This window comes from Amycolatopsis tucumanensis (assembly GCF_021654135.1).
Taxonomy (GTDB): Bacteria; Actinomycetota; Actinomycetes; order Mycobacteriales; family Pseudonocardiaceae; genus Amycolatopsis_E; species Amycolatopsis_E tucumanensis.
Genome location: NZ_JAKGSD010000052.1, coordinates 37,339 through 59,020, shown reverse-complemented (window position 1 = coordinate 59,020; position 21,682 = coordinate 37,339). Strand labels below are relative to the sequence as shown.

General features: G+C 71.1%; 21 protein-coding genes and 2 tRNA genes. 10 read left to right on the top strand and 13 right to left on the bottom strand.

The genetic code is table 11. The annotated features are described in order from the left end of the window. Positions 1-1,140: iron-containing alcohol dehydrogenase (locus tag L2C96_RS35245; protein WP_237339255.1), on the bottom strand; the 1,140-nt coding region annotated here is incomplete at its 3' end. Between the two features lie 211 nt (positions 1,141-1,351). On the opposite strand from L2C96_RS35245, the gene nicT reads away from it, so the two are divergent. Then, the gene (gene nicT / locus L2C96_RS35240; protein WP_237339254.1) at positions 1,352-2,419 is read left to right on the top strand and encodes a Nickel transporter NicT; all 1,068 of its coding nucleotides are present in this window, start codon (positions 1,352-1,354) and stop codon (positions 2,417-2,419) included. Positions 2,420-2,432: 13 nt separating this feature from the next. Here the strand turns inward: nicT and L2C96_RS35235 are convergent, their stop codons facing one another. Then, the gene (locus tag L2C96_RS35235; RefSeq protein ID WP_237339253.1) at positions 2,433-3,959 is read right to left on the bottom strand and encodes a TROVE domain-containing protein; all 1,527 of its coding nucleotides are present in this window, start codon (positions 3,957-3,959) and stop codon (positions 2,433-2,435) included. A 304-nt stretch (positions 3,960-4,263) separates the two neighbouring features. Between L2C96_RS35235 and L2C96_RS35230 the strand changes: the two genes are divergently transcribed. The 3 genes from L2C96_RS35230 (at position 4,264) to L2C96_RS35220 (ending at position 6,777) form a co-directional block, all read left to right on the top strand. Next, positions 4,264-5,475: a cytochrome P450 gene (locus L2C96_RS35230; RefSeq protein WP_237339258.1), complete on the top strand. Its 1,212-nt coding sequence runs from the start codon at positions 4,264-4,266 to the stop codon at positions 5,473-5,475. Between the two features lie 304 nt (positions 5,476-5,779). Further along, positions 5,780-6,445 carry a hypothetical protein gene (locus tag L2C96_RS35225; RefSeq protein ID WP_237339252.1) on the top strand — a complete coding sequence of 222 codons (666 nt, stop codon included), beginning with the start codon at positions 5,780-5,782 and terminating at the stop codon, positions 6,443-6,445. Continuing rightward, on the top strand, positions 6,409-6,777 hold the full coding sequence (locus L2C96_RS35220; protein ID WP_237339251.1) for a tyrosine-type recombinase/integrase: 369 nt from the start codon (positions 6,409-6,411) through the stop codon (positions 6,775-6,777). Before L2C96_RS35225 ends, L2C96_RS35220 begins: the two co-directional genes overlap by 37 nt. A gap of 15 nt (positions 6,778-6,792) precedes the next feature. Here the strand turns inward: L2C96_RS35220 and L2C96_RS35215 are convergent. Further along, positions 6,793-6,865: transfer RNA gene (locus tag L2C96_RS35215), tRNA-Lys, on the bottom strand. 173 nt (positions 6,866-7,038) lie between these two features. Between L2C96_RS35215 and L2C96_RS35210 the strand changes: the two genes are divergently transcribed. Beyond that, positions 7,039-8,229 (top strand): L,D-transpeptidase, encoded by a 1,191-nt coding sequence (locus L2C96_RS35210; RefSeq protein WP_237339250.1) that lies wholly within the window; start codon positions 7,039-7,041, stop codon positions 8,227-8,229. Positions 8,230-8,505: 276 nt separating this feature from the next. On the opposite strand, the gene L2C96_RS35205 is transcribed toward L2C96_RS35210, so the two are convergent. The 4 genes from L2C96_RS35205 to L2C96_RS35190 form a co-directional block, all read right to left on the bottom strand. Further along, positions 8,506-8,581: transfer RNA gene (locus tag L2C96_RS35205), tRNA-His, on the bottom strand. Positions 8,582-8,653: 72 nt separating this feature from the next. Then, positions 8,654-9,262, bottom strand: coding sequence for an oligoribonuclease (gene orn, locus L2C96_RS35200; RefSeq protein ID WP_084506149.1), 609 nt, complete (start codon positions 9,260-9,262; stop codon positions 8,654-8,656). Positions 9,263-9,345: 83 nt separating this feature from the next. Beyond that, the gene (locus tag L2C96_RS35195; protein ID WP_372491300.1) at positions 9,346-10,266 is read right to left on the bottom strand and encodes a S1C family serine protease; all 921 of its coding nucleotides are present in this window, start codon (positions 10,264-10,266) and stop codon (positions 9,346-9,348) included. Between the two features lie 81 nt (positions 10,267-10,347). Continuing rightward, complete coding sequence (locus tag L2C96_RS35190) at positions 10,348-11,127, bottom strand: ribosomal RNA small subunit methyltransferase A (protein WP_237339248.1); 780 nt, start codon at positions 11,125-11,127, stop codon at positions 10,348-10,350. Positions 11,128-11,374: 247 nt separating this feature from the next. Here L2C96_RS35190 and L2C96_RS35185 point away from each other — a divergent pair, with 247 nt between their 5' ends. Further along, positions 11,375-12,322 (top strand): DNA-3-methyladenine glycosylase family protein, encoded by a 948-nt coding sequence (locus L2C96_RS35185; protein ID WP_237339247.1) that lies wholly within the window; start codon positions 11,375-11,377, stop codon positions 12,320-12,322. A 78-nt stretch (positions 12,323-12,400) separates the two neighbouring features. On the opposite strand, the gene L2C96_RS35180 is transcribed toward L2C96_RS35185, so the two are convergent. Beyond that, on the bottom strand, positions 12,401-12,793 hold the full coding sequence (locus L2C96_RS35180; RefSeq protein WP_237339246.1) for a hypothetical protein: 393 nt from the start codon (positions 12,791-12,793) through the stop codon (positions 12,401-12,403). A 355-nt stretch (positions 12,794-13,148) separates the two neighbouring features. Here L2C96_RS35180 and L2C96_RS35175 point away from each other — a divergent pair, with 355 nt between their 5' ends. Continuing rightward, on the top strand, positions 13,149-13,877 hold the full coding sequence (locus L2C96_RS35175; RefSeq protein WP_020420210.1) for a M50 family metallopeptidase: 729 nt from the start codon (positions 13,149-13,151) through the stop codon (positions 13,875-13,877). A gap of 51 nt (positions 13,878-13,928) precedes the next feature. Then, entirely contained in the window at positions 13,929-15,167 is a 1,239-nt protein-coding gene (locus tag L2C96_RS35170; RefSeq protein WP_237339245.1) for an aldehyde dehydrogenase family protein, read from the top strand. 61 nt (positions 15,168-15,228) lie between these two features. Here the strand turns inward: L2C96_RS35170 and L2C96_RS35165 are convergent, their stop codons facing one another. The 4 genes from L2C96_RS35165 to ccrA all read right to left on the bottom strand — a co-directional run bounded on the left by L2C96_RS35165 (position 15,229) and on the right by ccrA (position 19,886). Further along, positions 15,229-16,185 (bottom strand): adenylate/guanylate cyclase domain-containing protein, encoded by a 957-nt coding sequence (locus tag L2C96_RS35165; RefSeq protein ID WP_237339244.1) that lies wholly within the window; start codon positions 16,183-16,185, stop codon positions 15,229-15,231. A 3-nt stretch (positions 16,186-16,188) separates the two neighbouring features. Next, positions 16,189-16,638, bottom strand: a complete 450-nt coding sequence (locus L2C96_RS35160; protein WP_017984484.1) for a universal stress protein — start codon at positions 16,636-16,638, stop codon at positions 16,189-16,191. Positions 16,639-17,472: 834 nt separating this feature from the next. Beyond that, entirely contained in the window at positions 17,473-18,534 is a 1,062-nt protein-coding gene (locus L2C96_RS35155) for a coiled-coil domain-containing protein (RefSeq protein ID WP_020420206.1), read from the bottom strand. Positions 18,535-18,548: 14 nt separating this feature from the next. Further along, entirely contained in the window at positions 18,549-19,886 is a 1,338-nt protein-coding gene (gene ccrA / locus L2C96_RS35150; RefSeq protein ID WP_237339243.1) for a crotonyl-CoA carboxylase/reductase, read from the bottom strand. 211 nt (positions 19,887-20,097) lie between these two features. Between ccrA and L2C96_RS35145 the strand changes: the two genes are divergently transcribed. Together L2C96_RS35145 and L2C96_RS35140 are read left to right on the top strand one after the other, a co-directional pair. Then, positions 20,098-20,472, top strand: coding sequence for an SPW repeat protein (locus tag L2C96_RS35145; protein ID WP_020420204.1), 375 nt, complete (start codon positions 20,098-20,100; stop codon positions 20,470-20,472). An 81-nt stretch (positions 20,473-20,553) separates the two neighbouring features. Then, positions 20,554-21,144, top strand: coding sequence for a TetR/AcrR family transcriptional regulator (locus L2C96_RS35140; protein ID WP_020420203.1), 591 nt, complete (start codon positions 20,554-20,556; stop codon positions 21,142-21,144). Here L2C96_RS35140 and mce read toward each other — a convergent pair. After that, complete coding sequence (gene mce, locus L2C96_RS35135; protein ID WP_020420202.1) at positions 21,141-21,584, bottom strand: methylmalonyl-CoA epimerase; 444 nt, start codon at positions 21,582-21,584, stop codon at positions 21,141-21,143. The genes L2C96_RS35140 and mce overlap by 4 nt on opposite strands. Positions 21,585-21,682 lie beyond the last annotated feature (98 nt).

Here is a 21,682-nt window from a genome sequence, read left to right as displayed (position 1 = left end):
GCCGGCCACGTCGATCCCGGTCGCCGCGGCCAGCGGGACGAACCGCTCCGGCTCGGTGGCGGCGTTGAAGCGGATCGCGTGCGGCAGCAGCACGCCGTTCAGCACGCCGTGCGGGGCGTCCAGCAGGCCGCCGACCTGGTGGCTCATCGCGTGGGTGATGCCGAGGATCGCGTTGGTGAACGCCATCCCGGCCTCCAGCGCGCCCTGTGCCATCGCGATGCGCGGGTCGGCCGCCCGTGGGTGGACCATCGTGTGCAGCAGGTTGCGGGTGATGAGCGTGGCGGCGTGCAGCGCGTGCTGATCGGTCAGCGGGTTGTGCGCGCGGGACACGAACGACTCGACCGCGTGGGTGAGCGCGTCCAGCCCGGTCGCCGCGTTCAGCTCGTCCGGCATCGTGATGAGCAGGCGCGGGTCGACGATCGAGATGTCCGGCACCAGGGTGCGGCTGATGATCGTGATCTTGGTGTGCTGCGTGGTGTCGGTGATGACCGCGAACTGCGACACGTCGGCGCCGGTGCCGGACGTGGACGGCGCCATGACCAGCGGCGGGATGGGCTGCACCACCTTGTCGACGCCGGCATAGCCGAGGATCGTGCCGCCGTTGCCGGACAGGATCGCCACGCCTTTGGCGGCGTCGATGCACGACCCGCCGCCGACCGCGATGATCACGTCCGCGCCGACCGAGGCGTACTGCTGGTAGGCGGCCTCGATCTCGTGGTCCTTGGGGTTCGGGGTGACACCGGAGAACACCACCGGCCGCAGCCCGGCCAGCCGCAGGTGGCTCTCCGCCTCGTCGACCCAGCCGGCCTCGATCAGGCCGGGGTCGGTGACCACGAACGGGCGCCGCGCGCCCACCCGCAGGGCGGCGTGGCCGAGTTCGGCGAGCGAACCCGGGCCGAACACGACTTCCGGCACGTGGAACTTGGCCAGCTCGGCGGGCTCGGACCGGGTCCGTGCGACGCACGGTCCGGTGAGGCGCTCGGACTTGTCGAGGACCCTGCCCGTCACGGCGACCTCCCGCGGCTCACGGTCCCCGCGGCGGCGCGGCGACCGCTCCCACGGTACGTGACGGGGGCTGTCCGCGAGAACAGCGCCGGCCACGGCGCCGGGCAGTTTCGGCAGGTCGGACAGTCGTGGCATGGGGTGCTCCTCGTCCTTCGACCGCCTCGACGCTACCCCCTGAGGTGACGGCCGACACACTGTCCGGGTGGCTGCCCGCACCTGTCCGATCGGACAGGTTCTCACCCCTTGACCGGCGCCGTCCCCTCCGATCGGGCAGTGCCGCCGCCGGCGCCCGGCTGCGACGGTGCTGGTACCGGCGACGAGGCCGGTGCGGCGGAGGGAGCGGGACATGGCGGTCCTCGACCGGCAGGGCAGGCGCAGCATCACCGGGATGGCCGTGACGGTGGCCCTGTTGCACGTGATCGGCTGGGGCACACTGGTGCTGCTGGTGGTGCCCGGCCACTACGCGATCGGGCAGGCGGGGGTGTTCGGCGTCGGCCTCGGCGTCACGGCGTACACCCTGGGCATGCGGCACGCGTTCGACGCCGACCACATCGCCGCCATCGACAACACCACCCGCAAGCTGATGATGGACGGCAGGCGCCCGCTGTCGGTCGGGTTCTGGTTCTCGCTCGGGCATTCCAGCGTGGTGTTCGGGCTGTGCCTGCTGCTCGGGCTCGGGGTGCGGGCGCTGGCCGGGCAGGTCACTTCGGACGGCTCCACCCTGCACGCCGTGACCGGCCTGATCGGCACGCTCGTGTCCGGCGGGTTCCTGCTGCTGATCGGGGTGCTGAACCTGGTGGCGCTGCGGCACATCGCCGCGGTGTTCCGGCGGATGCGCGCCGGCGACTACGACGAGGCCGAACTGGAGCGGCGGCTGGACGAGCGCGGTTTCCTGAACCGGATCCTGGGCCGGGTCGCGCGGTCGGTGCGCAAGCCGTGGCACATGTACCCGCTCGGCCTGCTGTTCGGGCTCGGGTTCGACACCGCGACCGAGGTGTCGCTGCTGGTCCTCGCCGGTGGCGCGGCGGCCTTCGACCTGCCCTGGTACGCGCTGCTGACGCTGCCGGTGCTGTTCGCGGCCGGGATGAGCCTGCTGGACACCGCGGACGGGGTGTTCATGAACTTCGCCTACGGCTGGGCGCTGGTCACGCCGGTGCGGAAGGTGTTCTACAACCTCACGGTCACCGCGTTGTCGGTCGCGGTCGCCCTGGTCATCGGCGGTATCGAACTGCTCGGCCTGCTCGCGGAGCGGCTGAACGTGACGAGCGGACCGCTGGCCTGGGCGGCGAGCATGGACCTGGCCGACGTCGGGTACCTGCTGGTCGGCCTGTTCGCGGTCACCTGGCTGGTCGCGCTCGTGGTGTGGCGCGCCGGGCGGATGGGGCAGCGCTGGGCGCCCGGGGCCGCCGACTGACGGCGGCCCCGGGTCAGAACGGCCAGCGCGCGACGCGGCCGGCTTCCAGCAGCGGGATCATCCGGAACGCCGCGTCGGTCAGCCCGCCGAACGTGTGCCGGTTGCCCAGCCCGGACGGCGTGCCGCCGTAGCGGTACCCGGCGACGTTCCACACGTACAGCGGAACCCGGCGCGGCAACCCGGCCGACGCGTCCGCCGTCGCGGACTGCTCGTCGGTCAGGAGGACGACCCGGTCGTGCCGGCGGTAGTGCCTGCGCACCGCCGCCGCGGTGTTCGTGGCCGAGTACATGTCGAGGCTTTCCACGAACGGCAGCAGTGCGCCGTCACGCGGAACCTCGACCTCGCGGCTGTCCCAGCCGAACACCACGACCGTCGACTTCTCCGCCCGCACCGCCAGCGCGCACCCGAAGACGGCCGCCTGGTCGGCGAACGTGACGGACGAGCGCCGGTCCCGCGTCCACATGGAGGCGGACCGGTCGATCAGGATCAGCGTCCGCCCAGGCAGGGCGGGCACGTTGGCCAGTGACGCGTCCAGGGCACGCTCCAGAGCCGCGTGCCACCGCGACCGCGCGGAGCGGTAGGCGGACAGGAACCGGAACGGGAACTGCCGCGACCGCGCCACCTGGTCCGGATCGGCGAGCCGCGCCGCCACCCGGTCGGCCACCTCGTCCGGGATGCCGGCCTGGTCGAAATTCCGGAGGTTGCGCAGGAGCGCCATGTACCCCATGCCCGGGATGACGGCCTGCCAAGCCTCGGCGTCCAGCGGCCCCTGCAGCCACCCGGCCAGCGCCTCCCACGTCATGCCCGCCGCGCGCAGCTCCGCCGGGTCCAGTGCCGCCCGGCGCTGGTCGGCCGGTCGCGCCATGAGCGCCCGCCGCCGGGTCAGCACGGTCAGCTCCGGCGGCGGCGAACCGTCGCGCAGGATGTGCTCGAAGAGCGCGTCCTGCACGGCGTCCCGCGGCGCCGGGTGCACCAGCCGCAGCACGTCGGCGAACCGCACGCCGCGGTTGCCGCTGTCCCACTTCAGGAAGGACCGCTCGTCGTACAGCGCGCGCACCGCGTCGGCGATCCCGCGCTTGACCGGCTTGGGCAGGCGGCGGCCGTACCGCGCGAACCAGTACGCGATGAGCTCACCCGGCTCGTCCGCGCGCTGCAGGACGCTCGTCACCACGGCGCGGTTCGACGGACCGTCGTCCACGCGGTTGTCCAGGCGTGCCTTGACGAACTCGGCCGCGCCGACGAGCGACGCGGAGCGCATGTTCGCCTCGGTGCGCAGCCAGCGCAGGAACCGTGCTGTCCACTGTGGATCGTCCAGGGCGACGCGGCGGACCAGGCCGGCGTACCGGCTGTCGCGGTCGTCCGCGGCCTCGTAGAAGGTGTCCTCGCCGACCATGTTCGCGACCGCGAGCAGGAACAGCTCGGACTTGGCGTCGCGGATGTGACCGGCGCCACCCTGGTGGTTGACGAGTCCGGGCACCGCGACCGTGACGATCGGGGATCGGGCCGCCGGTCTTCGGCGGAGCAGGTTGAACTTGGACATGCCGGCCTCGCAAGGGGAAGGGGAGAGCCGGCGACCTCGGACAGGCCCGAGAAGGGAGTCGGTGAAGGTCTTCACCTCCCGAGGGGAGGGCAGGAGTCGAACCTGTGGACCAGAAGTAGCCCTCGCCTGCGCACCGGGCCTGTCCGAAGTGGCCGGCGTGCGGAGATCAGCATACGAGCGCCGCGCCCTGGCACAAACCGGTTTTCCGCTCCCGGTGACGCTGCGTGCGCGGCAGTGGATCACACTAGTCCGGATGGAGGCTTTTCCTTGCCCCGAGCTGGGCGAGTGTGGATTGTTGAGCGACGTGAGCCAGTCCAGTGATCCGGCGACCGCCGACCCGGTGCGGGACCGAGCCCGGACCTTCGACCACCTCGACCCGGCCCAGGCCGCGACGATCCACGAGACGCTGGCAGCGTTCCGGAAGACGTGCCCGGTGGCGCACAGCGAGGCGCACGGCGGGATGTACGTCGTGACGAGGTTCGACGACCTGCGGCACGTGGCCCGGCACGGCGAAACCTTCTCCTCCGCGGCGGAGGTCGGCGCCGTGGTCGTGGCGCCGGAGACCGGCGGGGTGATCGCGCCGCTGTTCGAGCAGGACCTGGAGGAGCACGCGGGCTGGCGCCGCCACCTGCAGCCGTTCTTCACCCCGCCCGCCGCGGCCGCGCACGAGGACTACATCCGGCGCGTGGCGCGGGAAGTCGTGGCCGGGCTGGCGCCGCGTGGGCAGGCGGACCTGGTGCCGGACCTGTGCGCGAAGATCCCGCCGCTGGTGATCGCGTCCCTGCTGGGACTGCCGGAGGAACAGCGGCCGACGCTTGCCGCGCTCGTGCACGGCCTGGCGGCGGCCGACAGCGCGGCGGCCGCGGAGGCGATCGGCCGCGAGTACACCGAGTTCCTGCTGGCGCACATCCGGTCCCGCCGCGGCAAGACCGGATCGGACGTGCTCACGTCGGTGGTCAACAGCGAGATCAACGGCAGGCTCGCGAGCGACCACGAGCTGCTGAAGTTTGCGTTCCTGCTCATCGCGGCAGGCAACCTGACGACGACGGACCAGCTGGCCAGCATCCTGCTCGAACTCGCGCAGGACCCCGCGCTGCGCCGGCGGGTCGCCGCCGAGCCGGGGCTGATCCCGCAGCTGGTGGAGGAGAGCGTGCGGCACGAGTCGGCTGTCGCCGCGACCGGCCGCACGGTGGTGCGGGAAACGGAGCTGGCGGGCGTCCCGCTGCGCCCCGGCGACCGGATGCTGCTGACCTGGGGTTCGGGCAACCGCGACGAGGAGCACTTCCCGGACGGCGACGAGTTCCGGCTGGGCCGCCCGCGCCGCCCGCACCTCGGCTGGGGCGCCGGCGCCCACCGCTGCCTCGGCCTGCATGTCGCGAGGGTCGAACTGCGGGTCATCTGCGAGGAGTTCCTCGCCGCGATCCCGGAGTTCACGCTCCCGGAGGGCTTCCAGCCCGAACGAACCTACGGCGTCATCCGCGGTGTGAAAGCGCTTCCGGTGACCTGGCCCGTCTAGGTCGTCTCCTCCGCCCGCCGCGAGCGGCCCAGCGTTGATGAAGAAGCACTCGTGGCACTCGAACCAGATGTTGTGGCAGGAGCCGACGAGGGCCACCGAGGAAGCCGGGCACGTCGCTGCTACTCCACGACGCTCACGGCACTAAGGGCCGTCTGAAAAGCATTCCGGCGCGGCGAACACCGCAGCCGCGAAGGCTCGGAGCGGTAACGGATCGCACGGCGAGACATGCGGAGAACAAGCTCAGAGACGGCTCCTTGATCGTGAGACCGGATCCGGACAGATCAAGCCCGACACCAAAGCCGTGATGGTGGGGGAGAAGGGGCTGGAGGAGTTCCGGGAGCAAGTTGATCTGGGCAATCGGAGCGGGACGTCTCTCGACACCTACGAGCAGCGCTGGCGCACCCCGGTGAGGCCGCGAATCGAGGGTCTGTCGATCTCCGAACTCACGGTAGGGCGTGCCGACTCAATCGTCCAGACGATCAACAAGGAGTACTCGGCCAGTACAGCGCGAACTGTCCGAGCGATCCTGTCCGGCGTGTGCGGTCTGGCCTTCCGGCACGAAGCACTCAAAGTAAACCCGGTTCGTGACGCGCGGCCGGTCGAGAATCGGAAGCGCAAGAAGGCGGCGAGGGCGCTCACGGCTGATGAAGTCCTGGACATCTTCGCCAAGGCGGACGCGGACGAGATCGCGCAGCGGCAGGACCTGCCCGACATCATGCGGTTCTACGGCGGGACTGGGGAGCGGACCGGGGAAGGGATCGTCGTCCGCTGGGAGAACATCGGCTTCGGCAAGAAGGTCGCTTGGGTCGAGGGCAACATGGTCCGCACGAAGGCGGACGACGCCAAGATCAACGAGGGCAAGAGCGCCAACGCGCTTCGTAGCGTCCGCTGGCCGACTGGCTCGTGGAAATGTTGCTCGATCGACGTGCTCGGGTGGCGGCTACGCAGGGCATCAGGCCCGAAGAACTGACCGGCTGGGTCTTCCCCAACACGCTCGGCGGGCTTCGCGAGGCCAGCAACCTCCGACGTGACTGGCGGGCATTCCGTAAGCGTCACGGCATCGGCGACTGGTTCACGCCTCGCACGTTCCGCCGGACGGTGGCGACGCTGGTCACTGACGCGCTTCCGGCGCGGGAAGCGAGTGACCTCCTCGGCCACTCTCGTGTGTCGCAAACCACAGACACCTACGTCGGCCGCAGCCTGCCGTCCCGGCGTCCGGCAGTGGTGCTCGGCGTACTGGACGTCGCCAAAAACGGCAGTAAAACGGCACCAAGATCAGAAAGCAAAAACCCCAGGCCCTAGGACCTGGGGTGACTGTGCGCCATCAGGGACTCGAACCCCGAACCCGCTGATTAAGAGTCAGCTGCTCTGCCAGTTGAGCTAATGGCGCTTGCTCCGGCCGCCTGGTCTCCCTGGCGACGAAGAAAAGATTAGCACGCCTCCGAGGGTCCCTTCACGGAGGGTCCCCAATCACGTTTTGGCAGGTCTGGCCCCTGTGGGCGCGAAGATCGGGCAGACTGGGAGCAGGAGAACGAAGCGGGCGATCTTCACCTGATTGGGGGCATGATGCGGCGTTCGGTGGTGGCGGGCAGATGGGCTTGCCTGGTGCTGGCGGCTGGGCTGCTGGCCGGCTGCACGACGGAGCCGGGTGGTGGCGGGCAGGAGGCGCCTGCGTCGCAGTCGGCCGAAGCCGCCCGTCCGGCGTCGCTCGCGGTCGTGCCCTCGTCGGGCGCCGCTGACGTCGCGCCGGGGGAACCCGTTTCGGTGAAGGTTGCCGACGGCAGGTTGACCGAGGTCACGCTGCGCAACCCCGAGGGTGAGGCCGTGCCCGGCGCGCTGTCGGCGGATGGTTCGTCGTGGGAGTTCGCGGACGGGCTCGGCTACGGCAAGCAGTACACGTTGACCGCCGTGGCGGTTGGCGCCGACGGCAAGCAGGTGACGTCGACCTCGACGTTCACCACCGTCGCGAAGCCGCGGAAGACCATCTCCGTCTCGTTGAACATGCAGGACGGGGAGACGGTCGGGGTCGGGATGCCGTTGATCTTCACCTTCAACTCGAAGGTGGCGGACCGGGCGGCGGCGGAGCGGGCGGTGAAGGTGGTGACGGAGCCGGTCACCGAGGGCGCGTTCCGTTGGATGAGTGACAGCCAGCTGATCTGGCGGCCGAAGGACTACTGGGTGCCGGGCACGAAGATCTCGGTGGACGCCGCGATCTACGGGAAGTCGCTGGGCGGCGGGGCGTACGGGCTGGAGGACCGTGCGGCGAAGATCACGGTGGGCGACCGGGTGGAGGTGCTCGCCGATGGTGGTTCGCACCAGGCGAGGGTGTTGGTGAACGGCGCCGAGGTGCGGTCGATGCCGATCTCGATGGGCAAGCCGGGGAACACCACGCCGGTGGGGACGTACACGGTGATGAGCGAGCACGTGGGCTACACGATGGACTCGGGCACGTACGGCGTTCCCGCGGACACGCCTGGTGGTTACCGGACGTTCGTGCAGTACGCGGTGCGTTTGTCGAACAGCGGGATCTTCTACCACTCGGCGCCGTGGTCGGTGGGTTCGCAGGGGCGGCGGAACGTGAGCCACGGCTGCATCAACTTGTCGACCGACAACGCGAAGTGGCTGATGGACCTGTCGAAGAAGGGCGACCTGTTCACGGTCTCCAACAGCGGCGGCCAGCCCCTGGAGCCGACGGACGGCTGGTCGGTCTGGCAACTCCCCTGGTCAGCCTGGACAACCCCCACAACAAGCTGACAGCCCAACCCAGGCCCCAGTCCCGCAAGCCAGCGACAGCGGGGCTGGGCCCACCCCCCACGCAAGGCGACCTAACGAGACAAGGTGCGGAGGGTCACCAATCCCCACGAGGTCGCGCAGCGACCGAGTAGGGGCACACGCTGGTCCCCGCCCTTCGTGCCCAGCGCTCGCCAGGGTGAGGAGCTCGCACCGTGGGGGCCCGGGGGCTCGGCCCCGGGACGAAATGACGAACCCCACCCGGCGAGGCCGCGAAGCGACCGAGCAGGGTGGGGCCATTGGGGTGAGTGACGGGACTTGAACCCGCGACTTCCTGGACCACAACCAGGTGCTCTACCAGCTGAGCTACACCCACCACGTGGGGCGTCTTGCGATCGCCACCAGCCGGGATATCGTAGCGTGCCCGTCGCGGGGGCCTCGCGGGGGGTCAGTTGCTGTGTTTGCGCTGCACTTCGGCGGCCGCGGCGCGGGCGTCGTCGCTGCTGGGCCCTGGCATGGGCACGAACGCGGTGCGCCGGTAGTAGTCGAGTTCGCTGATGGATTCCTTGATGTCGGCGAGGGCCCGGTGGGCGAGGCCTTTCTCGGGCTTGGCGTAGTAGACGCGCGGGTACCAGCGGCGGACGAGTTCCTTGACCGAGGACACGTCGACCATGCGGTAGTGCAGGTGGGCGTCGAGGGCGGGCATGTCGCGGGCGATGAAGCCGCGGTCGGTGGCGATCGAGTTGCCTGCGAGCGGCGCGCTGTTGGGTTCGGGGACGTGGGCCCGGATGTAGTCGAGGACGCGTTGTTCGGCTTCCTCGAGGGTGGTGACGGAGCGGCGGACCTCGTCGGTGAGCCCGGATTTGGCGTGCATTTCGCGCACGACGTCGGGCATGCCGGCGAGGGTGTCGTCATCGGCGTGGATGACGATGTCGAGGCCGTCGCCGAGGATGTTGAGGTCGGCGTCGGTCACCAGGGCGGCGATTTCGATCAGGGCGTCCTTCGCGAGGTCCAGCCCTGTCATTTCGCAGTCGATCCAGACAAGACGGTCGGTCACCGGGAAACCCTAACGCGGGCCGCGCTCGGGGACCGCCCGGCACAGCGGAACGGGCCGCCCCGACCGCGGCCCGTTCCGGTGTGTCAGTTGTTCTCGATCTGCTGGATGATCGTTTTGGCGTCGTTGATGGGGATGGCGAAGCCGATGCCGACCGATCCGGCGGAGGTCGACGAGGGGCTGTAGAGGGCGGAGTTGATGCCGATGACCTCGCCGTTCATGTCGACGAGCGGGCCGCCGGAGTTGCCCTGGTTGATGGACGCGTCGGTTTGGATGGCGGTGTAGCTGGGGCTGTCGCTGCTGGTGTCGGCGGTCTGCCCGAAGGGGGTGTCCGGTTCGCCGCTGGAGATGTCGGAGAGGTCGCGGTTGAGGGCGCTGACGATGCCCGAGGTGACGGTGTTCTGCAGGCCGCCGGGGGAGCCGATGGCGACGACTTCTTCGCCGACCTGCACCTTGCTGGAGTCGCCGAGGGTGGCGGCGGTGAGGCCGCTGGCCCCGTCGGCTTGCAGGACGGCGATGTCGGCCTTGGTGTCGGCGCCGACGACGCTGGCCTGGTACTTGGTGCCGTCGGAGAGGGTGATGGTGACCTCGCCCACGGCGTCGGACACGACGTGCGCGTTGGTGAGGATCTTGCCGTCGGAGCTGAGGATGACCCCGGAGCCGATCGCCTCGCCCTGGCGGGTGGTGACGTTGACCTGCACGACGCTGGGCAGCACCTTCGCGGCGACGGCGCTGACGTCGGTGTTCGTGGTGCTGGACACCGTGGTGGCGGAGGCGGCCGAGCTGGTCGGCGATCCGCTGTCGAGGCCCACGATGGCGGCTCCGCTGGCGCCGCCGATGACCGCCGCGGCGAGGGTGCTGGCGGTGACGAGCGCGGCGACGCGCTTCTTCTTGGGCCGCGGGGGCGTGAGCACCGGCGCGGCCGCGACCGGCTGCTGGTAGTAGGGGTGGCTGTAGGTCGGCGGGACTCCGCCGGCCTGGCTCGCCCGGAACTCGTTCTCGTTCATGCCCATGAGGTTCGTCCCCGTTCTTGTGAGAATCCTGTGGAGCAACCCAGAAATCCCCTGAGAAGAATTTCCTGAGAGTTCTCAGTCGCGGATCCGTTTCGGCAGGGCGGGCCAGGCGCGGCCGGGGGACAGGTGGCGGGCGAGGCGCGCCCAGCGCTGCGGCGTGACGGTGCGCGCGGGCTCCGCCGGCTGGATTCCCACGTGGCGCAGGGCGCGCCGGTCGAACAGCAGCTGCGCCGGCGCGGTGGGATGGCGGTAGGCGGTGGACAGGACCGTCCACAGTGCTCGTTCGGCCGATCGGGGGAAGTCGTTGCGGCGGATCGCCAGGTGCGCGGAGTCGACGCGGGGTGGCGGGGAGAAGTGCCGCGCGCCGACCCGGGACACCAGTTCGAGGTCGAAACGGGCGGCCCACCACGCTTGTTCGAGCCGGCTGGGCACGCTGGCGCAGACCCGTTTGGCGAAGCCCCATTCGACGAGCAGCGCCGCGCGGTGGAGCGTCGTGTGGCCGGTGAGGACGCGGCGGAGGATGGTGGTCGACAGCGCGTACGGGATGTTGGCCACGAGGTGGAACCGCCGTCGCGGCAAGGGAATGTCGCGGACGTCGGCGTGCACGACGCGAACGTTCGGCCGATCACCGAATCGGGTGGTCAAGCGGCGCACGAAGTGTTCATCTCGCTCGACAGCGAGAACACGTGCGCCGGTGGCGGCGAGGTGGCGGGTGAGGGCGCCCTGGCCGGCGCCGATCTCCAGGACGAGATCGTCGCCGCCGATGGCGCAGGACTGGACGAGCTGTGCGGCGATCGCCGGTGTGGCAAGGAAATGCACGCCGGCGGACCGCCCGGCACGAGGTGCCGAGGGCATGGGTACTCCACGTCATGAGAGTGGGCAGGAGCTCATGACGCAGCGACTGGCGTTGTGGTGGCTGGAAAAGCCGAGGTGTGCGAGGCAGCCGCTGCGTTAGGCGCGCCGCAAGCGGGCGAACGCCACGCAGGACTGCAACAAGGTACCCATGGCTCCACCGTAGCGGGGCCGGCAACTGCTTTTTCCGGAATTGTCGGTGGGTCCCGCTACCGTCGTCCCATCATCGTCCAACCGAAGGAGAGCAACGATGACGAGCAGTGTGGCGGGCACCGTCGAGATCGCCGTGCCGGGGCCGTTCGATCTCACGGCGGCGGCCGGTTTTCTGGAGGGGTTCGCGCCCGCGTCGCGACCGGATGCGGCGGAGGAGCCGGGCACGCTCCGGTTCGCCTTCCCGTTGCCGGGCGGGTGGGTGCACACCGGGGTGCGGGTGCGGCAACGAGCGCCCGGATCGGTCGAAGTGTCAGTGGTGGCGGGGGAAGCCGATGTCGCCGAGGCCGCGCGGCACGTGGCGCGGATCCTGTCGCTCGACGTGGACGGCTCCGGTTTCGCCGCGGTCGGCGAGCGTGATCCGGTGGTGGGTGAGTTACAGGCGCGGTATCCCGGGTTGCGTCCCGTGTTGTTCACGTCGCCGTACGAGGCCGCCTGCTGGGCGATCATCGGGCAGCGGATCCGGTTCACGCAGGCGGCTCTGTTCAAGCAACGGATCGCCGAACTGCACGGCAGGCAGCTGGATGTGGATGGGCGTCCGTTGTGGTCGTTCCCGGCGCCGGCGGAGTTGCTGCAGATGCCCGCGCCGCCGTGGCTGCCGGAGATCAAAGTGGACCGTCTGCGCGTGGTCGCCGAGGCCGCGCTGACCGGCGTCCTCGACCCGGCCGCCCTGCGCGCCGCGGACCCCGCCGACGCCCTGGAGACGTTGCGGGCCTTGCCCGGCATCGGAGCGTTCTCGGCGCAGCTGATCCTGATCCGCGGTGCCGGGCACCCGGACGTCTTCCCCGCCGACGAGCGGTACCTGCTGGAGGAAATGCGCCACGCCTACACCTGCCCCGCCGCAACGCCTGCGGAACTGACGTCGATCGCCGACGCGTGGGCCCCGTACCGCAGCTGGGCGGCCCTGCTGTTCCGCGTGGCCCGCGACCGCCGCCCGAAACCCACAGCAGCGGCGACGACGAAGAAGGCGCCGACGCAAGCCGCCTGAGCCCGGCCGCCCTCCCCGCGCCAGCCCTCACCCAGCCCCGCCCGACAGCGGGCGCCCGCTTCCGGCGGTCTGGGTGGGTCACTGAGCCTTGCCGTTGCCGTTGCCGTTGCCGTTGCCGTTGCCGTTGCCGTTGCCGCTGGCGTTGGCGCTGCCGCTGGTGCTGGCGCTGCCGCCGGCGTTGGCGCTGCCGTTGGCGTTGGCGCTGCCGTTGCCGCTGGCGTTGGCGCTGCCGCTGGTGCTGGCGCTGCCGCCGGCGTTGCCGCTGCCGCTGCCGTTGGCGCTGCCGTGCTTCGGTGCCGTCCTTCGGTGCCCGGTGTCCGGTGCCCGGTGTCCGGTGTCCGGTGTCCGGTGTCCGGTGCCCGTGCCCGGTGCCGCTGCCGCTGCGCTCGGTGCCCGGTGCCGGCACCGGGCACCGGCGCGGTGGCGACATCGATGGCTCCCGGTGCCGGCGCTCGCCCGCGTGCGGTGCAACCAAACCACCGCACCTCGCAGGGTGCGGTGCCCGCTCGCGGGCGCTCCGCTGAGCGGCCGGGTGTCGCCCGGTGCCCCAGCCCGGCCCCGTGCCCGCTCGGCAGCCCTCCGGCCACTCCGCCAACGGGAGGCCACCTGCCCGCGGCTGGGGCGCCGCAGCGGTGCCGGGCTGTGTCATCGGTTGCCGGCTCAGCCGACGGTCTCGCTCAGCCGCGGAACCCCCGGCGGGGCAGCTTCGGCGCCATCCCCACAACGGCACCACGCCGCCCCGCCCATCCCAACTACCAGTGAAGGAGCTGTGATCACGATGGGGGTGATAACAGGGAGCGCACTCCACATGTGGTGAGCTTCGCGCGTGAACGAGGCGACGGCAGAGCTCGACGTGCTGGCGGGTCTCTTCGGGGCGCAGCCGGATCCGTCCATCCCGGTGCCGCTGGTCACCGGTGGTGTGGCGCTCCTGCTGGTGTTGTCCGGCGCGCCCTGGCGGATGGCCCGCAACGTGATCACCATCGTCCACGAAGCGGGCCACGCGTTGATCGCGGTGCTGGCCGGGCGCCGGTTGCAGGGCATCAAGCTCCACTCGGACACCTCGGGCGTCACGGTCTCGCGGGGCAAGCCCGAGGGGCCGGGCATGGTCCTGACCGCGCTCGCGGGCTACCCGGCCCCCGGGATCCTCGGCCTGGCCTTCGCGAGCCTGCTGGCCGCGGGACGCATCACGGTGCTGCTCGCGCTCGCCGCGTTGCTGCTGCTCGGCGTGCTGGTCATGGTCCGCAACGCGTACGGCGTGCTGTCCGTGGTGCTCACGGCCGCCGGGCTGGCGGTGGTCGCGCTCGTCGCCGGGCCGCAGGTCCAGGCGTGGTTCATCTACCTGATCACCTGGTTCCTGCTGTTCGGCGGGCTGCGGCCGGTCATCGAGCTGCAGATCAAGCGACGGCGCGGCGCGGCGCGGGACTCCGACGCCGACCAGCTCGCCCGGCTGACCGGTGTGCCGGCGGCGCTGTGGATGCTCATGCTCGGCGTGCTCGCGGTCACTTGTCTCTTCGTCGGCGGCGCGTGGCTGCTGGAACCCGCGCTGCAGCCCTGACCTGCCCGTGCGGCACACTGGAGGCTCCCAGTTCCCAGCGTGGAGGTAGCGGTGTCCGACGAGGTGGCGAAGGCTGTTGAGGAGTGCGCGCGGGCGGCCAAGGCGGCGTCCCCGTCGTTGGCCACCGCGTCCGACGAGGCCATCGACGCGGCCCTGACCGCCATGGCGAACCGCCTCCTCGACGCGCGTGAAAGCGTCCTGGAGGCCAACCGGGCCGACGTGGCGCGGGCGCAGCAGGAAGGCATGAGCGCCGGACTGCTCGACCGCCTCACGATCACCGAGGAGCGGCTCACCGGCATGGCCGAGCAGCTGCGCCTGCTGGCCGGCTCGCCCCACGGGGAGCGCGAGATCCCGGTGAAGGAGCTCTCCGACGGCCTGCGGCTCGTCGAGCGGCGCCGTCCGGTCGGGGTGATCGGCGCGAACTACGAGGCCCGGCCCAACGTGACGGTCGACGTGGCGTCGCAGCTCGTCAAGTCCCGCAACGGCGGGGTGCTGCGCACCGGCTCGGCCGCGCTCGGCTCGGCCCAGCGGCTCCTGGAGGTCGTCATCGCCCCGGCGCTGTCCGACGCGGGCATCGACCCCGCCGTCGTGCAGCTGGTGCCGCGCGTCGAACGGGAGGCCGCGGCCGCCCTGGTGCGGTTCCCGGACCTGGTGCCGCTGGTCATCCTGCGCGGCAGCGGCGAGAGCACCCGCGCGCTCGCGCTCGAGGCCGCCCAGCACGGCGTGCGCACGCTCGCCCACGCCGACGGCGGTGGCGTGCTGTACATCGACGAGGCTGCCGACGCAGGCAAGGTTCGCGACCTGGTGTTCAACAGCCTCGACCGGCTGGGCGTCTGCAACCGCCTCAACCTGCTGCTCATCCACTCCGCGGTGCACGACCAGCTGTGGCCGGTCATCTCCGAGGCGCTGGCCGAGCGGAAGGTGACGCCCTCGCTGCCGCCGCACGAGCACGCCATCGGTTACGAGTGGGCGCTCGACTCCGACCACGAGGCCACGGTGACCGTCGCGCAGGTCGCCGACGTGACCGAGGCGGTGTCGATCGCCAACGAGCAGACTTCCGGCCTGGCGGCGGGCATCGCCACCGAGGACGCCGGAACCGCCTCGGCCTTCCTCGACGGCTACACCGGCACCGGCGTGTTCTGGAACGCGCCCACCCGCCTGCTGGACGGCTTCAAGCTGCTGGCCGTGCCCGAGACCGGCATCAACCTGGACAAGGTGCCGGGCCCCCGCGGGCCGGTCACCTACACCGACCTGTACGTGCGCCAGTACGCGGTCCTGCCCGCGAACTGAGCCTTGACGATCGATGCGGCCGCCGGGGCACCGGTGGTCGCATCGATTTCCGCTCGGCCTGCTAATCCCGCCTGAGCACGTACGGGTGCAGCCGCGCGTAGCCGCGGACCGTCGCCGGGCGGCGGGATCGCACCGTGAAACCCGGCAGTTCCGCCAGCTCGCCCGCGAGTTCGCGGTCGATCAGCACCGTGCCGGGGCGCGCCACCGACGTGAGGCGTGCGGCCATGTTCACCACCGCCCCGTACACGTCGCCGAAGCGGCTCAGGATCCGGCCCGCCGCCAGGCCCGCCCGGACTTCCGGCAGTTCGGCGTCCGCCGCTGTGCGTTCGGTCAGCGTCAGCGCTATCTCAGCGGCGTCGGCGGGCGCGTCGGCGACGAACAGCACCTCGTCGCCGATCATCTTCACCACCCGGCCGTGGTGGTCGGCGATCACCTCGGTCGCGAGCAGCTCGAAGCCCTCCAGCACGGCACTGAGCTCGCTCTCGTCGAGGCGGCGGGTCAGCCGCGTGTAGCCGACCATGTCGACGAACCCGACGACCTCCGTCCGCGCCTCCAGGTCCTCCTCCGGCGACGCCAGCGCCCGGCCCGCGAAGGCCGCCAGGTGCCGCCGCCACACGAAGTCCTGCACGCGCTGCAACTCCGGCAGCAGGCGCTCGACCAGCGTCACGACCTGCGAGTCGTCCTGGCCGAGGTGCTCGTTCTCGGTGATCAGCGTCCACAGCATCCGCACCTGCCACTCCGCCAGCCGGGACAGGTGCAGGCCCAGCGTGCGCGCCACCGGCGCCTCCAGGCCCTGGTCGAGCAGGCCGGAGGAGATCAGCTGGTCGGTGGTGCGGACGGCCTCGACGTCGGCGTCGGTGAAGACGACCTCGTCGTCGCCGACCGTGGCGAACCCCAGCGCCCGCCACAGGCGGGTGGCCCGTTCGATGGGCACACCCGCCTTCTCGGCCACCTCGAGCCGCGTGTAGCGGCGCTTGCCGCCGAGCAGGATGCTCTCGAGGCGCTCGGAGTCCACCACGGCTTACGTGGTGTGCACGATCAGGACGTCGACGCCCGACTTGCGCGCCGCCTCCGACGGCACCGACCCGAGCAGCCGCCCGGTGAGCGTGTTCAGGCCTCGGTTGCCGACGACCAGCAGGTCGGCCGACTTGTCGGAGACGACCTTGCGCAAGGCTTCGACCGGCTCCCCGACCACGGCGATCGTCTCGGTCGACCCCGCGCCGGCCTTGAGTGCGCGGTCGCGGGCGCTGCGGAGCGTGTCCTCGGCCGGCGCCGAGCCGACCACCTGGTAGGCCTCCTCGCCGAGGACGTCCTGGGCCTTCTCCACGTCCTGCCTGCTCGCCGGGTAGTAGGCGCACACGATGACGAGCGTGGCGCCGGAGTCCGCGGCCACGGCCGCCGCCCGGTCGACCGCGCGGAACGATGAATCAGACCCGTCCGTACCGACAACCACGGTCCGGTATGCAGCCATCCCAATACCTCCGGCAAGGGTGCGCGCCTGTGCGCTTTCGCAAGTGGCGCCCTAGGTTACTCGCCAGTCGGTTTCTGCGCAGCCCCACCACCGGGGACGGTTTCACGTTCTTCGGCGGGCCGTGACAGCTGCTCGGACACCCCTTGCGCCGGGGCAACAACTGCGCAGGTGGGGCGGCTCAGCGGCGGTGGCGGCGAACCGGAGCGAAGATCGGGGCTGATGGCTTGGAGGGGCCGCGAGCGCGGCGCCGGCGGCGAGCGACGTGGGTCCCGCGCTGGAGGTGCCACCGCAGGGGTGACCGGTCAGGCTGCTCGTCACGGCGGGCGGGTGTGGCCGCGCTGCCGCTCGGCGCGGCAGGACCGCCCGTGATGGGCCCGAGCCTGCTCGGTTGGGCTGTCGCGGCATGTCCTGCCGGTGGGATCGAGCCTGTCCGGTCGGCGAAACAGCGCTTGCCTGATCGGAAGGCCGGGCATGTGAAACCAAGCGTGCCGGGCGTGCGGGGGTGGGCGTGCCGGGCCTGGCGGGTGTGCCGGGGTGGGCGTGCCGGATCTGCTGGGTGTGCCGGGGTGGGCGTGCCGGATCTGCTGGGTGTGCCGGGGTGGGCCAGCCGGATGTGCCGGGTGTGCCGGGGTGGGCCAGCCGGATCTGCTGGGTGTGCCGGGGTGGGCCAGCCGGATCTGCCGGGTGTGCCGGGGTGGGCCAGCCGGATCTGCCGGGCGTGCCGAGGTGAGTCAGCCGGGTGTGCCGGACCTGCCGAGGCGCGCTTGCCGCGCCGACTCGGCAGGCTTCCCTGGCCTGCGCCCGGCTCCCCGCTCCGCGGGCTGCGCCGCGCCTCTACTGCCTCCCGGAGGGCTTCCCCGCAGGTGTGGCCTCGCGCTCCTCGGGTAGGGGCTCGATCACCGGTTCGGCTTCGCCGAGCACCGAATTGGCCTCTAGCAGCACTTCGCGCGCTGCCTTGACCTGTTCGGCGATTCCCGCGCGCAGCTTGCGCAGCGCCTCCACCCGGTCGGCGGCCGCGTTGATGCGGCGGTTCGACTCCTCCGTGGCTTCGCGCACGCGGCGCGCCGCCTCGTCGGACGCCTCCGCCACGCGGGCGTTCGCCTCGGTGATCGACTCCGTCTTGCGGCGGTTGGCGTCCTCGATGGACTCGCGGCGGCGGCGTTCGATCTCGGCCTTCGCGGCGGCCTCCTCCTCGGCGACCTTCTTGCGGATCGCCGCGGCCTCGTCCGTCGCTTCGCGGACGCGGCGCTCGGCTTCCGCCTTGCTGGTCGCCTCCTGCTCCGCCAGCACCCGCATCGCCTCGGTGCGCCGTGCCGCCATTGCGATCTCGAAGTCCTCTTCGACCTGCGTGCGGCGCTGCTCAGCCTCGCGGTCCAGCCGGTCCCGCTCCTCCTTGGCCTTGTTCGTGATCGACTCGGCCTCGGCGCGCGCGGTCTCCAGCACCTTGCGGTGCTCGGCCTCCATCTCCTTGCGCCGCGCGTCCAGCTCGGACAGCAGCTGCTCGTAGCGGGCGCGCATGGCGCTGGCGTCCGACTCGGCCTTCGCCCGGATGTGCCCGGCCTCGGCCTCCGCGCGGGCCCGCGTGTCGGCGGCCTCCTCCTGCGCCAGCCGCAGCATGCGCTGCAACCGCTCGGACAGGCCCTCGACCGTCGTCGGCGGCTGGCCCAGCCGCTCGACCTGGCCGCGCAGGTTCTCGATCTCGCCGCGAGCCTGCTCCAGCTGCCGGGCGAGGTCGCCGGCCTGCGAGATGGCGGCATCCCGGTCGGCGGCGAGCATTTTCAGGTCGCTGTCCAGCCGTTCGAGGTGCTCGTCGACCTGGTGGCGGTCGTAACCGCGCTTGGCCAGGTCGAAACCCGCGCCGAGCGGTACAAGCTCTCGTTCGTCGCCAAGGCTCATGCGGCCCAGACTACTTAGGCGCCGCGGAACAAATTGATCCGGTCGATGTGCTTGGACCGCTTCTCCACATCACGCACGCCCAAACCCTCCTCCGGGGCGAGACACAACACACCGACCTTGCCCTGGTGGGCGTTGCGGTGCACGTCCAGCGCCGCCTGCCCGGTTTCGGTCATCGGGTACGTCCGGGACAGCGTCGGGTGGATCAGGCCTTTCGCGATCAACCGGTTGGCCTCCCACGACTCACGGTAATTCGCGAAATGCGAGCCGATGATCCGTTTCAGGTTCATCCACAGGTACCGGTTGTCGTACTGGTGCAGATAACCCGAGGTGGACGCGCAGGTGACGATCGTGCCGCCCTTGCGCGCCGCGTAGACCGACGCGCCGAACGTTTCCCGGCCCGGGTGCTCGAACACGATGTCCGGGTCCTCACCGCCGGTCAACTCTCGGATGCGCGCGCCGAAGCGCTGCCACTCCTTCGGGTCCTGCGTGTTCTCGTCCTTCCAGAACCGGTAACCCTCCGCGTTGCGGTCGATCACCAGTTCGGCACCCATCCGGCGGACGATCTCCGCCTTCTCCGGGCTGGACACCACGCACACCGGGATCGCGCCGCCGTTGAGCGCGAACTGCGTGGCGTACGACCCGAGCCCGCCGGAGGCGCCCCAGATCAACACCACGTCGCCCTGCTTCATGTTCGCCCCGTTGGGGGTCACCAGCTGCCGGTAGGCGGTGGAGTTGACCAGCCCGGGGCAGGCGGCCTCCTCCCAGGTCAGGTGGTCCGGCTTGGGCATCAGCTGGTTGGCCTTGACCAGCGCCAGCTCGGCGAGCCCGCCGAAGTTCGTCTCGAAGCCCCAGATCCGCTGGTCGGAGTCGAGCATCGTGTCGTTGTGCCCGTCCGGGCCCTCCAGCTCGACGTTGAGGCAGTGCGCGACGACCTGGTCGCCCGGCTGCCACCGGTGCACACCCGGCCCGGTGCGCAGCACGACGCCGGCCGCGTCCGAGCCGACCACGTGGTAGGGCTGGTCGTGGCGCTTGGCCAGCGGCGAGAGCTTCCCGTAGCGCTGCAGGAACTTGAACGTGGGGATCGGCTCGAAGATCGACGTCCACACGGTGTTGTAGTTGATCGCGCTGGCCATCACGGCGATCAGCGCCTCGCCCGGCCCAGGCTCGGGGGTGGGCACCTCGTCGACGTGCAGCGACTTGCGCGGGTCCTTGTCCCGGGAGGGGATGCCGTCGAACATGCCGGCCTCGTCGGCGTGGACCGTCACGCCGCGGTAGGCCTCCGGCACCGGCAGGGCGCCCACTTCGGCGGTCTCGCCGGCGAGGATCGCATCCCGGATGTCCGTGATCGTCATGTGGGCCTCCCTGCGCTGGGTTGGAGTGCCTGACATTACTGGCCAGTAACGTCATCCGCCACTGTCCGGGAGGAGGGCTACCTCACCCGTCCGTTGTGCCGGGTTCGCCGTAATCCAACCTTGATTGACCGGCCGGCCAATCAAGGCGCACCATGGCAGTGCGGAGACCGCGCCGCGTGGTCTCCCGGATCGGGTTCGGAGGTGATCACGAATGGCTGATCGTTCGAAGCGGGCGTGGACCCGTCCGCACGACTGGGCCGAGGTCGTGCTCGGGGTGGTGGCGGTACTGACGCCCCTGTGGGCCGACACCGACACCACCACCATGTGGACGATGATCGTGCTGGGCGCCCTGATCGCGCTGGACGGCCTGCTTTCGCTGTCCATGCCGGGCCTCGTCTACGGCGAGGGGGTCCAGGTCATCCTCGGGGCGCTGCTGTTCATCGCGCCGTGGGTGATGACCTACACGGCACTGGACGTGGCGGCGTGGTCCTCGTGGATCATCGGCGCCCTGACCGCGATCGCCGGGCTGGCGGCACTGCCCGTGGCGAACGCGGTGCACCGCGGTGGGATGACGACCGCGCACTGAGGCAGTCACCCCGGTCGGCCCACGACGAGCCGGTTTTCGGTTAGCGTTGTGGGCCGGCGAGCTGTACGAGAGGCGGGCGGAGTGGCGCGGACCGAACACGGCGACGACCTCCCGGCCAAGGAGCGGATCCTCCGCGCGGCCGAGGACCTCTTCGCGGAAAGCGGTTTCGACGCCACTCCGACCTCCCGGATCGCCGAGCGGGCCGGCGTGCCGAAGGGTCTCGTGCACTACTACTTCCGGCGGAAGGCCGACCTGCTCAGCGCGCTCATCAAGCGCCTGCCGGACGAGCAGATCGACGCCGCGCGGGTGGTCGTGCCCGGCGACATCGCGGAGAGCCTGCGGCGGCTGGTGTCCGAACTCGACGCGCGGCTCGCCCGGTCGCGGATGCTGTCCCACCTGCTGTGGCGGGAGGCCGACACCCACCGGGCGGTGCGGGACGCGCTGCACGACCGGTTCCAGCAGCTGGTCCGGCAGGTCCGCACGGTGATCATCGCGGCGGGGGACGGCGACCTCGCGGTGGCCGACGTGGACAGCGCGGCCGGGCTGCTGGCGCTCGCGGTGAGCTACCGGCACTCGGTGGCGCGGCACGGCGGGGACGACCCGCCGGACCTGATGGAGCGGGAGCTGAACTTCATCGCCGACGCGCTGATGGCCCGGCCCGCCCCGGGTTAGTGCGCGGCGGCGGGCTCGACCAGTTCGACGAGCACCCCGCCGGCGTCCTTCGGGTGCACGAAGTTCACCTTGCTGTTCGCGGTGCCGCGCTTGGCCTTGTCGTACAGCAGGCGCAGGCCCTTGGCCCGCAGCGCCTCGGCCGCGGCCTCGACATCGGTGACCCGGTAGGCGACCTGCTGCAGGCCGGGGCCCTTGGTGTCGAGGAACTTCCCGATCGTCGAGTCCGGTCGCAGCGGCGCGAGCAGCTGGATGGCGGGGCCGGACTCGTCGCCCGGCGCGTGCAGCATCGCCTCGCGCACGCCCTGCTCCTCGTTGACCTCGGAGTGCGTGGCGATCATGCCGAAGTTCTCCGCGTAGAAGTCGATCGCGGCGTCGAGATCGGCGACGGCGATGCCGACGTGGTCGATGGTCGTCACGAACGGCTTCAGCGCGTCATTCATAGTGGTGAGGATAAAGCTTGGCACCTGGGTGCGTGGGTGCCACGGCTCACACCTGTACTGGACGGTTGCTCCGGGTATCGTCGGATCGACCGCCGTCG

What these genes read in the sequence shown, in the direction of transcription:
- L2C96_RS35195 (WP_372491300.1), bottom strand. Translation starts at nt 10,266, where the DNA reads ATGAACGAGAACGAGTTCCGGGCGAGCCAGGCCGGCGGAGTCCCGCCG.
- L2C96_RS35225 (WP_237339252.1), top strand. Translation starts at nt 5,780, where the DNA reads ATGGTGGGGGAGAAGGGGCTGGAGGAGTTCCGGGAGCAAGTTGATCTG.
- L2C96_RS35185 (WP_237339247.1), top strand. Translation starts at nt 11,375, where the DNA reads ATGACGAGCAGTGTGGCGGGCACCGTCGAGATCGCCGTGCCGGGGCCG.
- L2C96_RS35190 (WP_237339248.1), bottom strand. Translation starts at nt 11,127, where the DNA reads ATGCCCTCGGCACCTCGTGCCGGGCGGTCCGCCGGCGTGCATTTCCTT.
- L2C96_RS35210 (WP_237339250.1), top strand. Translation starts at nt 7,039, where the DNA reads ATGATGCGGCGTTCGGTGGTGGCGGGCAGATGGGCTTGCCTGGTGCTG.
- nicT (WP_237339254.1), top strand. Translation starts at nt 1,352, where the DNA reads ATGGCGGTCCTCGACCGGCAGGGCAGGCGCAGCATCACCGGGATGGCC.
- L2C96_RS35160 (WP_017984484.1), bottom strand. Translation starts at nt 16,638, where the DNA reads ATGGCTGCATACCGGACCGTGGTTGTCGGTACGGACGGGTCTGATTCA.
- L2C96_RS35235 (WP_237339253.1), bottom strand. Translation starts at nt 3,959, where the DNA reads ATGTCCAAGTTCAACCTGCTCCGCCGAAGACCGGCGGCCCGATCCCCG.
- L2C96_RS35155 (WP_020420206.1), bottom strand. Translation starts at nt 18,534, where the DNA reads ATGAGCCTTGGCGACGAACGAGAGCTTGTACCGCTCGGCGCGGGTTTC.
- ccrA (WP_237339243.1), bottom strand. Translation starts at nt 19,886, where the DNA reads ATGACGATCACGGACATCCGGGATGCGATCCTCGCCGGCGAGACCGCC.
- L2C96_RS35145 (WP_020420204.1), top strand. Translation starts at nt 20,098, where the DNA reads ATGGCTGATCGTTCGAAGCGGGCGTGGACCCGTCCGCACGACTGGGCC.
- mce (WP_020420202.1), bottom strand. Translation starts at nt 21,584, where the DNA reads ATGAATGACGCGCTGAAGCCGTTCGTGACGACCATCGACCACGTCGGC.